The 14059-nt window shown below is 57.9% G+C and carries 11 protein-coding genes; 7 read left to right on the top strand and 4 right to left on the bottom strand.

The window, feature by feature from the left end; translation table 11 throughout:
• Positions 1 to 42 precede the first annotated feature (42 nt).
• The 3 genes from PVW51_RS02390 to PVW51_RS02380 are packed head-to-tail and all read left to right on the top strand — an operon-like array spanning position 43 to position 3364.
• Positions 43 to 684 (top strand): CmcI family methyltransferase, encoded by a 642-nt coding sequence (locus tag PVW51_RS02390; RefSeq protein WP_274573454.1) that lies wholly within the window; start codon positions 43 to 45, stop codon positions 682 to 684.
• Between the two features lie 21 nt (positions 685 to 705).
• The gene (locus PVW51_RS02385) at positions 706 to 2472 is read left to right on the top strand and encodes a hypothetical protein (RefSeq protein ID WP_274573453.1); all 1767 of its coding nucleotides are present in this window, start codon (positions 706 to 708) and stop codon (positions 2470 to 2472) included.
• Between the two features lie 34 nt (positions 2473 to 2506).
• Positions 2507 to 3364 (top strand): sulfotransferase family protein, encoded by an 858-nt coding sequence (locus PVW51_RS02380; RefSeq protein ID WP_274573452.1) that lies wholly within the window; start codon positions 2507 to 2509, stop codon positions 3362 to 3364.
• Positions 3365 to 3384: 20 nt separating this feature from the next.
• Here PVW51_RS02380 and PVW51_RS02375 read toward each other — a convergent pair whose 3' ends face one another.
• On the bottom strand, positions 3385 to 4188 hold the full coding sequence (locus PVW51_RS02375) for an ABC transporter permease (protein WP_274573451.1): 804 nt from the start codon (positions 4186 to 4188) through the stop codon (positions 3385 to 3387).
• Between the two features lie 471 nt (positions 4189 to 4659).
• Between PVW51_RS02375 and PVW51_RS02370 the strand changes: the two genes are divergently transcribed.
• Positions 4660 to 5745 (top strand): capsule biosynthesis protein, encoded by a 1086-nt coding sequence (locus PVW51_RS02370; RefSeq protein WP_274573449.1) that lies wholly within the window; start codon positions 4660 to 4662, stop codon positions 5743 to 5745.
• Positions 5746 to 5754: 9 nt separating this feature from the next.
• Complete coding sequence (locus tag PVW51_RS02365) at positions 5755 to 6423, top strand: ABC transporter ATP-binding protein (RefSeq protein ID WP_269363112.1); 669 nt, start codon at positions 5755 to 5757, stop codon at positions 6421 to 6423.
• Here the strand turns inward: PVW51_RS02365 and PVW51_RS02360 are convergent, their stop codons facing one another.
• Both PVW51_RS02360 and PVW51_RS02355 read right to left on the bottom strand, forming a co-directional pair.
• On the bottom strand, positions 6424 to 7542 hold the full coding sequence (locus tag PVW51_RS02360) for a glycosyltransferase family 4 protein (protein WP_274573525.1): 1119 nt from the start codon (positions 7540 to 7542) through the stop codon (positions 6424 to 6426).
• A gap of 13 nt (positions 7543 to 7555) precedes the next feature.
• Positions 7556 to 8503, bottom strand: a complete 948-nt coding sequence (locus PVW51_RS02355) for a glycosyltransferase (protein ID WP_274573445.1) — start codon at positions 8501 to 8503, stop codon at positions 7556 to 7558.
• 121 nt (positions 8504 to 8624) lie between these two features.
• Between PVW51_RS02355 and PVW51_RS02350 the strand changes: the two genes are divergently transcribed.
• Positions 8625 to 9914, top strand: a complete 1290-nt coding sequence (locus PVW51_RS02350; RefSeq protein WP_274573443.1) for a glycosyltransferase — start codon at positions 8625 to 8627, stop codon at positions 9912 to 9914.
• Positions 9911 to 11134, top strand: a complete 1224-nt coding sequence (locus PVW51_RS02345) for a glycosyltransferase (RefSeq protein ID WP_274573441.1) — start codon at positions 9911 to 9913, stop codon at positions 11132 to 11134. Before PVW51_RS02350 ends, PVW51_RS02345 begins: the two co-directional genes overlap by 4 nt.
• On the opposite strand, the gene PVW51_RS02340 is transcribed toward PVW51_RS02345, so the two are convergent.
• A complete protein-coding gene (locus PVW51_RS02340; RefSeq protein WP_274573440.1) occupies positions 11124 to 13844 on the bottom strand; it encodes a calcium-binding protein in 2721 nt (906 codons plus the stop codon). The genes PVW51_RS02345 and PVW51_RS02340 overlap by 11 nt on opposite strands.
• Positions 13845 to 14059 lie beyond the last annotated feature (215 nt).

The following is a 14059-nucleotide window of genomic DNA, read 5'->3' as shown; positions in this document are numbered from 1 at the left end:
CAGGGGGGAATTATTTTTTGCACTGAGCATTGAGGTTTATCGATGGTTCGTTCGTTCAAGACGCCCTATACCCGCCCGCAGCTGGGAGCTTATTTCAAAGGCGTGATGCAGTACCATTATCGCGATGTGATGTGTAACAAGTCACCCTTGGACATCGCATTGTTCCTGCACCTGATTCATGCGGCCAAACCGGCAACTTATATTGAGATTGGCACCAAATTCGGCGGATCGGCCCTGCTGATGCGCGACATTGCCAAGATGTACGACATGGACATGAAGATCGTCACCATTGACCGAAGCCCGCCCGAGGTGGACAGCCGGTTTGATGGCATCCAGTTCGTGCAGGGCAATGTTATGGACATGGAAGGGACGTGGGCACGGAACAACCTGTTCGATCTGCCGCGGCCCTGGCTGATCTGCGAGGACAGCGCGCATACCTATGATGCCTGCATGGGCGTGCTCAGGTTCTTTCAAGAGCATCTGTACAAAGGCGAATACCTGGTCATGGAAGATGGCATTCTGGCGGAGCTTGACCTGGGCGATAAATTTGACGGAGGCCCCAGTCGCGCGCTGGAGGAATTCCTGGACAACAATCCCGGCGTTTACGAGATCGACACCAGCTATTGTGACATGTTCGGGATCAACGCCACGACGAACCCGAACGGCTATCTGCGCAAGCTGTAAGCGAGACTTGGAAAAACTGCCATGACGACACCGGAATTCTCTGAAAACATCAGGTTGATCATCTGGGACCTGGACGAAACCTTTTGGGACGGGACGTTGACCGAGGGCGGCATCTCTTATCGCGACGATCACCATCAGCTGGTTATTGACCTGGCCAAGCGTGGCATCATGAGTGCGATCTGTTCGAAGAACGAACATGAACCGGTCGAGGCGTTGCTGAAGGAAAAGGGGCTGTGGGACTATTTTATCTTCCCCAGCATCGACTGGACGCCGAAAGGCCCCCGGATCAAGGCGATGCTTGAGACCATCGGGTTGCGGGCCGCATCGACCCTGTTCCTGGACGACAATGCGATGAACCTTGCCCAGGCCGAACATGTGAATCCGGGTCTGAACTGTGCCTTGCCGGATGTCATTCAGCATCTGCGGGACGCGCCGCAGTTGCGCGGCAAGGATGACAGCGGCCTGACCCGCCTGGCGCAGTACAAGGTCACCGAGAAAAAGGCCGAAGCGGCAAAAGTCACCGGCGGCGACACCGCGGCCTTTCTGCGGCAGTCCAATGTAAAGGTCTTTATCGAATACGACGTTGAAGCGCATCTTGACCGGGCCGTGGAACTGGTCAACCGCACGAACCAGCTGAATTTCACCAAAAACCGGCTGCCTGACGATCCTGAGGTGGCCAGGCAAGAGTTGAGCAAGAGGCTGGCGCATAACACGACCGATGCGGCATTGATCCGTGTGCGTGACGATTTCGGCGATTACGGTTTTGTGGGATTCTACATGACCAGGCGGGTGAACAATTCACGGACGCTGGAACATTTCTGTTTTTCCTGCCGCACCCTGAACATGTACATTGAGCACTGGGTTTATGCATTCCTCGGCCGTCCGCGCCTGACCGTGGAAGGCGAGGTACTGTCAGATGTCCATAATCCCGATATCGACGTGGACTGGATCACCCCCGCCAACATCGAAGACATGGATGCGCCCAGTGCAGGCGCTGATCTGAGGTTCGATCACATCTTCGCGCGGGGCGGCTGTGATCTGGCAAGTCTGATGCATTACTTCACGCTGCATGCCGACAAGATCGTGGAAGAATTCAACGAACCCAGGAATGGACAAATGTTCCGCCGCGATCATTCGGCGTTCCTGATGCCTGCGCTGGAGGGGGGGCTGACCCCTGCCCAGATCGATGCGGCCGCCGGCCTTGGTTACATGCCAGAGGACTTTCACAGTGACCTGCCGGATCTTGGAACGGGCCATGGGCTTTACTTCCTGAGCTTCTGGGCCGATTCGGATCTCCCCATCTACCGGCATCGTGCAACTGATTTGCGTGTGCCCTATTGGCTGATAGGGGCCCAGAACCACAACCTTATCGACCGCGCCGACTTGCGCGCCACCATTGCGAAGACCGATCTTCATAAGGAACGTCTGGAGGTTCTGTGCAGGGACTATGAGTATGAGGGAATCATGTCTCAGTCAGAGATGGAGCAGCGGTATGCAGCGGTACTTGACCAACTTCCCGCAATGGCCGAGGTGGTGATGATCCTTGCGGCTGAGCGTGGTCCCCTGCATTTCAAGGACCCGAACAAGCCGTCGCATCCATTTCATCAGCGCCTGAACGCGGCGCTTAGAAATGTGGCACAGGGCCGGACAAACGTCATGTTGCTGGACCCGGCGGCGCTGATTGAGGGTGCTGAGGATATGATCGACCTCAACCACTTCAAACGCGATGTCTATCATCGTATGTACCGCGCCATATTGGACCGGTTCACAAACGCCAAAGCTGCCTGAGCGGCCAAGAAGACTTCAGATCGGAAATCGACTAATGCCCAAGACCTTCAACAATCTCTTTCTGAGCATCGGTGCCATGAAAGCCGGGACAACCTGGCTTTATGCGGTTCTGGCACAGCATCCGGCGCTCCACTTTGCGCTGGAGAAAGAGATTCACTATTTCTACCACAAGTATGTCGACAAGAACATGCTGAGCGAAAAGTACCGGCTGGCAGAAGCAAAGAACCGGTACCTGATGCGGTATGACCCTGAAAAGGCGAACATCGACGCGATCCAGAAAAACCTGCATTGGGTCAGCGCCTATCTGAACCGTCCGGTGGATGATTTCTGGTATCGCAATCTGTTCCAGATGCGCGACCGCGAGATCTACGCCTGCGACTTCTCGAACCTCAATGCCCAGCTCCCGGTGGAAGCATGGCCGCAAATTTCCGCCAAGTGCAACAATCTCAGGGTGCTCTATACCATGCGCGACCCGATCAAGAGGTTGTGGAGCCATGCCAAATTCCACCTTCAGATCACCGGTGCTGTGGACAACCTGAAGACCTGGGGCCCTGATCAGTTCAACGAATTCGTGCGCCGTCCGCACATCTGGCGAAACGCCGAATACGGTCAGGTCCTACGCACGATGCGCGAGGGGCTGGACCCGAAACAGCGAAAAGTCATCTTTTACGAGGACATCCACGCGGACCAGCGTGGCATGTTGCGGCAAATTGAAGAATTTCTGGGCCTTCCGGCCTTCAATTACTCACAAGCAATCCTCGACCGTCGGTTTACAGAAAGCGTCAAACACGAAATGCCGGCATTCTTCCCCGAGCTGTTTGCAGACGACATCAAACGCATACGCTCGGAAATTGAAGCCGAAGGATTTACCCTGCCCGTAAAATGGGGCTGACAGTGCCTCACCTTGCGGGGTTATTTATCCATCATTTCGCGGTGGTAGCGCCGGAGCAGGAAGAGCCCTGCCATCAGCGTGACCAAGCCGATCAGTATCGGGTAACCGATTGAAACATAATTCGGATGATAGAACGGATAATATCCGTCTCGCATCATGCCGACGATATGGATGAGCGGATTGTACCAAAGGTATTTGGCGTATTGCTCTGGAACACTATCAAACAAGAAGAAAATACATGAGATGATAAGCAGCGGTCGATTCAGGATCGCCCAGGCCGTCTGCCAGATCGGGTATGAGAGAATCATAAAGGAGTTCAATGTGCCGATCCCGGTCGCCAGAAAGACAAGCATGACGTAGGCGGTCACGATCTTTGTAAAATCAAAGGTCGTCGATACGTTGGAGATCGAAAGGATAAATATCACGACGATGCAGTGCACTGACAACAACGTGACCAGGCCGAGAAGCAGCCTCGCTATGAGCGCATCGACGAAAGTCACCCTAGGATAGGCCAGCAGTGCCCGATTGAACATCATTGATTGGCCCAGTTTTCCCGACAAATCTATATACATCAAAAGTGGCAAGATGCCCGTGGCGTAGAAAAGGGAAAAAACAGTTCCCAACGGCGGTGATCTGAAGCCTGCAGAGAAGATGAGAGTCAGCAATGCGATACCTGCCGCCGGTTCAAGAACGGCCCAGACATACCCGCCGGGTGAACGCCCGTAGGTGGTCGCAATTTCGCGAAGGATCAGCGCCATGATCGCCCTGAAGGACGCAAAAGACGTGCGCTGCTCACGCAGAGTGGCTGTTTGTTCTGTCGACATCGGGCCATCCCTCCTGTCTGGATACCACCTGCGTTCTGATGTAACGGTACGCGAGATAAGGCAAGTTCTTTAGACAGAAAAGACATCTCAATGGCTGAACCCAAAGTGCAAACTCCCAAGCCGGCCGGAAATGCTCAGCCGAAAACGCCGAACGAAACATCGGCAAAGGCTGACAATCAAGCGAGCCAGCCCGCAGCCAAGCCCGCTCCGGACGCCGCGAAACCCGCAGCAGCCGGAACAGACCCGAAACCGGCGACTCCAGCACCTGCGGCCAAACCGGCCGGAAACGCTCAGCCGAAGCCGCAAAATCCTGCACCCGCGGCCAAACCGGCAGCCCCAAAACCGGCAGCCGGGGCCAAGGTTGATTCTGATCTGGCGGAGCCCGCGCCGCCGCGCCAGCAGCCCGGAGAGGCCAAGATCCCTGTTGGCAGGACTGCAATTCCCGCGAAAACCAAGGGGCGCCACGTTTTCTTGCTGTCTTCCTTCGTGTTTGTCGTTCTTGTGCCCGCGTTTTTCACGGCTTTCTATCTGTGGACCCGGGCAGCAGATCAATATGCGTCCGACGTGGGGTTCTCTGTCCGGACGGAGGAAAAGAGTTCGGCCATCGAGCTTCTGGGCGGCATAACGGAATTGTCCGGCTCCAGTTCATCAGACACGGATATTCTATACGCGTTCCTGTCCAGTCAGGAACTGGTCCGCAAGGTCAATGCCAAAGTGGATCTGCGCGCGATCTGGTCCCGCGTCGATATAGAACAGGACCCGTTCTTTGCCTTTGATCCTTCGGGAACGATTGAGGATCTTCAGGATCATTGGGATCGGATGATTTCGATCGTGTATGACAGCGGAACAGGTCTGATCGACCTGGAGGTCCTGGCCTTTGATCCCGTAGATGCGCAGAAAATCGCGCAGGCCATTCTTGAGGAATGTGATTCCATGATCAACGCGCTTTCCAGCATCGCGCGGCAGGATTCCATCAAGTACACGCTGGAAGAACTGGAAAACGCGGTCGAAAGGCTGAAGAATGCGCGCCGGACGCTGACGGAATTTCGCAACAGAACACAGATTGTGGATCCCAGCATCGACACGCAGAACCAGATGGGTCTGCTCGTTACCCTGCAGCAACAACTGGCTGATTCGCTGATCGAATACGATCTGCTGCAAGACACCACGCGGGAAAACGATCCTCGCGTCACACAGGCTGAACGCCGGATTGAAGTGATCAATGCCCGCATCGCATCAGAGCGGCGCAAGCTGGGGCTCGGTGAAAATGGCGGCAGCGGCGAAGCCTTTGCCAACCTTGTCGGCGAATATGAGGGTCTGATTGTGGACCGCGAATTTGCCGAACAGGCCTATACGGCCGCTCTGGCTGCGCATGACGGGGCATTGGCAGAAGTCCGCAAGCAAAGCCGATATCTTGCAGCGCATGTGAAACCGACATTGGCAGAAAAGTCCGAACACCCCAAACGGGTCAAGATCATGTTGTTCCTGCTGCTGTTCAGCTTCTTCGTGTGGTCGATCCTGTGCCTGGTCTTCTACAGCTTGCGGGACCGCAAGTAGGAGCGTCCGATGATCCAGCTGGATAACCTGACCAAGTATTTTCGGACGCGAAACGGATATCAAACGATTGTCGAGAACCTGACGGCAACGTTTCCGACAGGGGCGTCCGTGGCTTTGTTGGGCCGCAACGGTGCGGGCAAGAGCACATTGCTGAAGCTCATTGCCGGGACGATCCGGCCGACATCGGGCCGGGTACTCTCGACGGGAAGCATCTCGTATCCTGTTGGCTTTGCCGGGTCATTTCACCCCGATCTGACAGGTGCGCAGAACACACGTTTCGTGGCGCGATTGTACGGGTACGATACGGACAGCCTGCTTGAGTTCGTGACCGAGTTTGCGGAGTTGGGCGGCCATATGCACATGCCCTTGCGGACCTATTCCTCTGGTATGCGCGCGCGTCTTTCTTTCGGGGTCTCCATGGGGATTCCATTCGATACCTATCTGGTCGACGAAATTACAGCAGTTGGTGATGGTGCCTTTCGGGCGAAATCGGCAGCAGTTTTTGATGATCGGATGGAAAGATCCGGTGCCATCGTGGTAACCCACTCGCCCCCGATGGTCCGCCGCATGTGCAACAAGGCTGTTGTTCTCGAAAACGGGGATATCCAGTTTTTCGACGATATCGAAGAGGCGCTGGAGCTGCATGAAATGCAGATGAAGCAGCCGCCAAACCGGTAATCAGTTTGCCAAGAGCCTGTGCAACAGAGCCCGGGCCCGTTCATCAAAGACGTCTGGTGACCATTCGCGGTGCCAGACCGTTCTGATCTGCTGCCGCAGCGCGCGGTCAGCAGCACGCGCATTGCGAAGAAACTCGGTTACCTGTTTGCCAGATGTTTCCAGATCGGAAGGGTCAATCTTGATGCCCATCGGATGCCTGTCGACCAGCGCATCGGCACCTTCGAAGTCGGCCAGGATAATGGGCAGCCCGGCCTCAAATGCCTCAAGGGTGCCGATGGGTGTTCCTTCGTAGCGCGATGTCAGCAAATATGCGTCTGCGGCCCTCAGCAAAGGGCGAACATCCTGCACCGGACCGATGCAATAAATCCGGGCGCATGTGGCTGCGGGGACAAGCCCGGCGATTTCGGCCTGGAACTTTTCCGTATCCGTTCCCGTACCGCACAGCATCAGATGGGTGTTTTCTGGCAGATGGTTCATGAGCCGCACAGCACATGCGTAGTTCTTTTGCCGACCGGCGCGTCCGGTCATGACGAGGGTGGGGTCCTTCGGGCGGGTGAAAGGGGGCAATTCACCCAGGTCGGAACAATTGGGCAGAACGTGAATGCCATGGCGCGCCAGGCGACTTGCCCCGATCATTTCCCGTGCGCGATCCGCCATGTCCTGGGACAGGAAAATGATATTGGTCGGCGGGCACGTCCGCATCAGGGCCTTTTCCAGCGTCAGGGACAGAAAGCTGGCGTAGGGTTTGTGCCCCTTTCCATAGGGCAATCCGTGAATGGTAAATGCGGTCGTACCCTTTGGCCGCCACAGCCGCAGCGCCAGGGCCATCCGCCCCATCAGAGAGGGAAACCGGGGGTGAATCCAGGTCAGGTCGGCCTGTGATCCGCGCAGAAATGCCAGAAGGCCCCGCCAGCCCCGCCAAATATGCCCCAGCGACAACCTGCTGCTGAGACCGCTCAATGTGATGTGGCGGGTGCCCAGCTCTGCCAGCGCATCGTAACCGCCATGGTTGATGTCGCTGATCACTGTCACGTCTGCAATGCCGTCAAACGCCTTGGCGAGGTGGCAGATATGACGCGGCACACCGGATGGAATGCCTTCTCCTCCGACGAGAAGCACCTTTGGCAATGGGTCAGATCCGGCCAAGTGTTGCGGCCCCCCAAAATCCGATGTTGCCCAGCACAGTTTGCCGGAAGGGCCCGATGCGGCGCAAACCCGTAAGCCGGGGCATGAACGGCGCGCCGCGCGCAGCAGAGAATTCATCGAGGATTTGCCGGTTCTCCTCTGTCAGCAAGCTGCGCGCCTGATCCAGCGCGAGGATATTGCTTTGCAGCCGGTCAGAGAAGGCACCGCGCAGAACGGCCAGTTTGCGTTTGGCCTGTTGTGCCAGGCTGTGGCCTGCACCGATCACGTTGGCTTCATGCTGCCGGTACAGCAGGCAGGGAGGCCCGTTGTCAAAGATGACCTGGCCCCCGGCGCCGGTGATCAGAAGGTAGAGCCACCAGTCATGGGCAAAAACGCGGTCCGTCAGCTGCGCAGCCTCGCGGGCAAGGCGCGCTGCAGCGGGATTGAGCAGGATCGCATTTCCCGAAGCAACGTTTTCGATCAGGGCATTGCGAAAACAACATGACCTTTCGATCAGGGGCGAGGGATGCCGCTGATCCGTTTCGGGCCGCCAATACCATCTGCGCGCGGCATAAAGCGTCGGAATCTCGCCGCTGTCCTGCAACGCTGCCATCCCGCGCGCCAATTTGTCCGGCATCCAGATGTCATCCTGATCGGCAAAACCGACATGGTTCGCATCGTCGGGAAGATCGCGTATCAACTGCATGAAATTGGCGGAAAACCCCAGTTCAGGGCCTGCTTTGACAACCACCTGTCCAGGGTGTTTGGCGGCAAAGTTCTTCAGAACCGATGGCGTATCGTCGGTCGAGCCATCGTCGCTGAAGATCACGTGCCAATGGGGGTAGCTCTGTTCGGAGATGCTGCCGAGTTGTTCAGGCAGGAAGGCGGCACCGTTGTGGACACCCATCAACAGGGTCACATCCTTGGAAGGCAGGAGGTTATCGGGGGGCGTCATGTGGTATGTCCGTCCATTCCAGGGCCACGAATGGTGTAGATATTCGGGCTGAACTAGACTATCCGTGCCGCGGCGGAAAGCTCAAGGGAACACTTTTGTGGCAAGACTTTTCAGACTGAATTTGATTCGACGTTTTATTTCCAGCTATCGCGAAGAAGGACCAGGAGAAGCATTTCGCAAGGCCCGTACCTATACCGGGATGAAGCTGCGCAAACTGGGCGCGGGCACCATTGGCCAGACGGCGCAGGGGGTTGCGCGATCTGACGACCAATACCTGCATGGCATTTGGCAGGACCTTGCCCGCAAAGAGGCTTTTCATATCATGACGGCCCCCGCCGTTTTGCAGAAACGTCGCCAGATTGCGATGATCGGTGACCTGAACCTGCCGCAGTGCCGAAAGTACCGGGTGGAGCAGTTGGCAGCCTTCTGGCAGGGGCGTGGGGTTGATTTCGAGTATTCGCATTACCAGGATGTTCCGCGCTCGGCGCGCATCATGCAGAATGCAACACATCTGATGGAATATCGCCTGCAGACCATGCCGGTGACTGAAATGTTCCGGTATGAGGCACGGCGGTTGCGGCTGCCGGTGCTGTATGATCTGGATGATCCGCTTTTCTCTGTCTCTGCCTATGAAACTTACCGCAACATGGAATCCGTCGGCGCCAAACTGAAGGCGCATTTCCTTTCGGAAGCGCCAAAGTACCTTGGCATGATGAATGGTGCGGACATCCTGCAGGTGTCGACTCCGGGCATGGTGGAACATACCGGGCTTTACACATCCAGACCTGTCCACCTGCGCCGGAACTTCGCCGATCAGGAGACACTGGATGCCGGGCGTCTGGCAATGGCGACCCGCCCCGAAGACGACGGCATTTTCCGCGTGGCCTTTGCGAGCGGTTCACAGGGTCACGAGATTGATCTGGCGGAAATCCTCGAACCGCTGGCAGCGTTCATCCTGGATGATCCCAACCGTCGCCTGATGCTGATCGGTCATTTCAAGCCTGAACACCTGCCAGAGGGGCTGATCAAACAGGTAGAGACGACAAAATTCGGGACCTATGCCCTTTATCTCGAAGCGCTTGCGCGGGCGAATTGCGCGGTGATGCCGCTGTGCGACGATATCTTCAACCGGTGCAAGTCTGCTGTCCGGGTGCTGGATGCCTCTGCGGTGGCCGTGCCTTCGCTGGTTGGAACGGTTGGAGATTTGGCCGCGGTGGTGAAGCATGACCAAACGGGTTTTGTTTGTGCCCAACCCGCTGACTGGATCGACGCGTTGGAGGCGCTGGCGGCCGATCCTGCGTTGCAGCGCAAGTTGGGACAGGCGGCGCGGGAAGAACTGGAAACACGCTGGCACGGTTCAGACGGTACGCATATCATTTCGCCCGAAATCCTGAAGTGGGTCGAAGCATGAGCGCACACCATATTCTGCTCGCGAATGTCTTTTTTGCGCCGTTCTCCTATGGGGGCGCGACCGTGGTGGCAGAACAGGTCGCCCATGCTCTGGTCGACAACCATGGTTACCGGGTGACCGCCGTTTCCATGTGCTGCCGTTATGACCTGGCACCCTACGTTGTGGTCAAGTCAGAGCAGAACGGCATCACCAACTACCTGATCAACGTGCCGGCCAGCCGCAGTTACGGTGAACTTTACGATAACCCGAATGTCACGTCCCGACTGGCTGAGCTGATCGCGACATTGCAGCCGGATCTGGTGCATGCGCATTGCATCCAGGATATGGGCACCGGCATCCTGACCGCTGCGGCAACGCATGATGTGCCGGTTATTCTGAGCATCCACGACTTCTGGTGGATCTGTGACCGTCAGTTCATGATCAAGGTGGATCAGCAATACTGCGGGCAAAGCCCTGTCCGGATTGAACAATGCAAAGGCTGTGTCGACAACTTCTGGGCGGCAAAGATGCGGTTTGACCACGTCCGGCAGATCGCTCAGAAAGCGGCGCGCATCACCTATCCCAGCAACTTCGCTCTGGATCTGTGCGAGGCTTCCGGTCTGGCACCTGGCAGCGGGGTGGTTTGGGAAAACGGGGTGCATCACCCCAAACAGGACTTTTTCCAGCGTCAGGCTAAGCGGCGGGAAAAGGACAACCGGTTGAGTTTCGGGTTTGTCGGCGGGCCATCGCAGATCAAGGGTTGGCCATTGATCAAACGGGCGTTTTCCGAAGTCGATACCGAGGATTTCCGCGTGGTTCTTGTGGACGGGTCGCTGGATGGCACCTGGTGGAAGGACCATACCTTCGACGACCTGCCCGGCGACTGGGAAGTGCACCCGAGATTCTCGCAAGAGAAGATGGACGATTTCTATGCTGAGATCGACGTGCTGCTGTTCATGTCACAGTGGAAAGAGACCTTTGGCCTGGCCATTCGCGAAGCGCTGGCCCGTGGCATTGACGTGATCCAGACGGACAGTGGCGGAACAACGGAACATGGTGCGATTTCCCCAGACAAGCTGATCCCGATCGGCGCACCGGCAAGCCAGTTGAAAACCCAGGTGAAAGAGGCGATCGACGGACATCCGCATGCGCAGACAGTGCATTCAGTCGCCAGTTTTGACGATCAGGCGCGAGAATTCGACGCCATCGTCAGGGATGTTCTGGCCAACGTCAAAAGATGAAGTCGCTTGCGTCCAGGTCCCCGAGGTCGGTCTGCACCAGACGGATGGAGCTGCTGCTTCCGGTTTCGATGATCACGTCCCAACCGGCCTGACGGGCGTTTCCCAGCACATCTGCGAAGGCTGCGAACCGGGACAGATGCGAAAAGTCGATCAGTTCCAACGGGTTTGTCGCATCGAAATCGGCGATGGTGTCGTTGCCATGGTTCGCGGCAAAGACAAAGGTATCGGCATTGAAACTGCCCACCAGCATGTCGTTGCCTGCCCCGCCGATCAAAGTGTCAAAACCCGCGTCTCCGTAAACCGTGTCGTTCCCGGTGCCGCCATCGATGATGTCATTGCCGGTTCCGCCAAAGAAACGGTCGCCGCCTTCACCCCCCCAAAGGGTGTCGTTTCCCGCCTGGCCGAAGTGGCCATCACCGCTGTCACCGCCTGAAATCATATCGTTGCCGGTGCCACCGAACAGGCGGTCGAAACCCGGACCACCCAGAAGTGTGTCATTCCCGGCCTCGCCGTATAGGTTGTCAGCCTGATGGCCGCCGTCCAGCACATCGTCGCCGTCACCACCGTTCAGCAGGTCGAATCCGGCATTTCCGAACAGTGTGTCGTTGCCTGCCTCGCCAAAGATGCCATCGACGCTCAGACCATAGTTGATCCCGGCGCTGATCCAGTCGTCGCCATCCCCGCCATAGACCCGGTCAGGCGTGGCGCCGGACCAGATGGTGTCATTGCCGGCCCCGCCGTAAATCCGGTCGTATCCGGAACCGCCGAGGATGAGATCATTTCCATTCCCGCCATAGATCGAATCCGCGCCATCGCCGCCGGACAGTGAATCCGCGCCGTCGCCGCCGGTAAGGGTGTCGAACCCGTTTCCACCCAGCAGCAGATCATCGTCGCCGCCGCCATGGATCAGGTCGTTGCCGCCACCACCGCTGACCCGGTCATCGCCGGCGCCGGATTCGATGGTGTCGTTGCCTGCGTTTCCAAAGACGCCATCCGCATTTCCCGTCGTCCGGATCATGTCCGGCGTATTTGAGGCATTCAGGTCTCCCGGGCGGCGCGTCAGGGTCAGGTTTGGTGCATTGACCCAGGCGGGGTGTGTCGGCGCTTCGCCGGGCATTTGTGTCACGGAAGGGCTTGTCGGCGGGTTTGGTTCAGGATCCGTCGGTGTCGGTGTCGGTGTCGGTGTCGGTGTCGGTGTCGGTGTCGGTGTCGGTGTCGGTGTCGGTGTCGGTGTCGGTGTCGGTGTCGGCGTCGGTGTCGGGTTGGGTGCCGGGCCATCGTCATAGGCATCTGGATCGGTCTCGATCCTGCCGCCGGTGATCAGGTTGAGATGGTTGAAATCCCGTGCGTTCAATGACCCGCCATTGGCGGAGCGCACCTCGATCACCTCATTGCCAAGGATGAATTCCGCGCCCCAGTTGCGCTGCTGTATCCGCAAGCCGCCGATGCCCGCCAGCTGGCCGAAGGCCGACAGGTCGATCTGATCGTATTCGATCTGAAAGTCTCGGATGATATCGCGCGCGCCGTCCTGCGACAGGATGAACAGATCCGCGCCTGCGCCGCCGGTCAGGGTATCCTGCCCGGCACCGTCCATGATGATGTCGTTACCTGCACCGGCGGCGATGTTGTCCGCGCCGCCTTGCCCGGCAAGAATGTCGTCGCGCGCTGTGCCAGAGAGCGCACCACCCGAGGCCTGCGCCGACAGGCTGGAACCGAGGTTCGGCAAGTTCACGCTGAACTCTGACAGATAGGGTGCGGCTTGGGTCGAGACCCAGATCCGCAAACCATGCGGTGTGGCCATGGAATCAACCGCTGTGATCCCGTTCAGCGGGGCCTGCGCTGTTCCCTCCATGGTCTGGACATGCTGCAGGCGGCCACCGGGCAGCATCGCAAAAAGGCTGAGCCCGGCGTCGGTCCCTGCTGCGAGGATGTAATCCTGCCCGCTGATGGTGACACAGGTCACATGGCTGGCACCGGCGAACCTGGTGTCCAGACCGTCCAGGATGTGATCCACCGGGTGCAGCCCGTTCGAGGTGACTTCAAGCACCGTCAGCGAATTGCTGCCCGAGCTGGCGACGACGACGAAAACACCGCCATCGAGCGTATGCGACACTGTCATCGCGCCAGGCTGGTCGACCCAAAGCCCGTCACTGGCGTCCACATCCGTGACATGCCGCATGACGCCGCTTGCGTCTTGCCGGAACATGCTGATTGTATCCTCGGCCCCGTAGCTGACAAAGCCGTAGGTCTGCCCGTTGTGAACTGTCGTGACGATGTCCGTGGCACGGGCATTGTCCATGGCATTGCCCTGGTTGATATCTGACACGTTCAGCGTGCTGCCCGCGCCGAATGAAAGATTGACCAATCCGCCGCCGCGCAGGGCGGCCAGCCCGCTGTTGCCGTCGCCTGTCAGCTCCATCTCCGAGAAATGGCCAAGGTTCTGGCCATTTGCCGAGACATTGACCGCACCGTCGAATGCTGCCCCGTGACCGTCGGAATCCAGGCGCAGACCGTTGAGCGTGGCGCTGTTCAGCCCGGCCATGAACAATTGGGGGCCGTTGGCGGTTTCCCGCAGGACAAGATCGGTTGATTCGAGTGTGAGATAGCGTTCGGCCAGCGCATAGGCCCCGTCCTGCCGTGTGGCTCCTGCCGCCCCGCCGATATCAAAGGCTGTTACCCAGCCGCCACCCCGGGTGACGGCATAAAGCATCGTACCCCCTGCAGTTTGAACCAACTGAAGATCGTTGATCCCGACCAATGCCCCTTGTTGTGATGCGATCAGAGGATTTTCCACAGAAAAGACTGCACGTACCATGCCACCAGCTCCCAATTACCCGGTGCCATTCCTGGCAGTTGAACGTGGGCGGGGCTGGGAGCGAATGTGGCCATACCGGGGCCGATAAGGCGCATTTTAAAGGTTATCTG

The organism is Sulfitobacter sp. PR48 (assembly GCF_028807335.1).
Classification (GTDB): domain Bacteria; phylum Pseudomonadota; class Alphaproteobacteria; order Rhodobacterales; family Rhodobacteraceae; genus Sulfitobacter.
The sequence above is the reverse complement of the archived record's forward strand: the minus strand, read 5'-3'. Positions and strand labels throughout refer to the sequence as shown.

What these genes read in the sequence shown, in the direction of transcription:
- PVW51_RS02390 (WP_274573454.1), top strand. Translation starts at nt 43, where the DNA reads ATGGTTCGTTCGTTCAAGACGCCCTATACCCGCCCGCAGCTGGGAGCT.
- PVW51_RS02385 (WP_274573453.1), top strand. Translation starts at nt 706, where the DNA reads ATGACGACACCGGAATTCTCTGAAAACATCAGGTTGATCATCTGGGAC.
- PVW51_RS02380 (WP_274573452.1), top strand. Translation starts at nt 2,507, where the DNA reads ATGCCCAAGACCTTCAACAATCTCTTTCTGAGCATCGGTGCCATGAAA.
- PVW51_RS02375 (WP_274573451.1), bottom strand. Translation starts at nt 4,188, where the DNA reads ATGTCGACAGAACAAACAGCCACTCTGCGTGAGCAGCGCACGTCTTTT.
- PVW51_RS02365 (WP_269363112.1), top strand. Translation starts at nt 5,755, where the DNA reads ATGATCCAGCTGGATAACCTGACCAAGTATTTTCGGACGCGAAACGGA.
- PVW51_RS02355 (WP_274573445.1), bottom strand. Translation starts at nt 8,503, where the DNA reads ATGACGCCCCCCGATAACCTCCTGCCTTCCAAGGATGTGACCCTGTTG.
- PVW51_RS02345 (WP_274573441.1), top strand. Translation starts at nt 9,911, where the DNA reads ATGAGCGCACACCATATTCTGCTCGCGAATGTCTTTTTTGCGCCGTTC.
- PVW51_RS02340 (WP_274573440.1), bottom strand. Translation starts at nt 13,844, where the DNA reads ATGCTTTATGCCGTCACCCGGGGTGGCGGCTGGGTAACAGCCTTTGAT.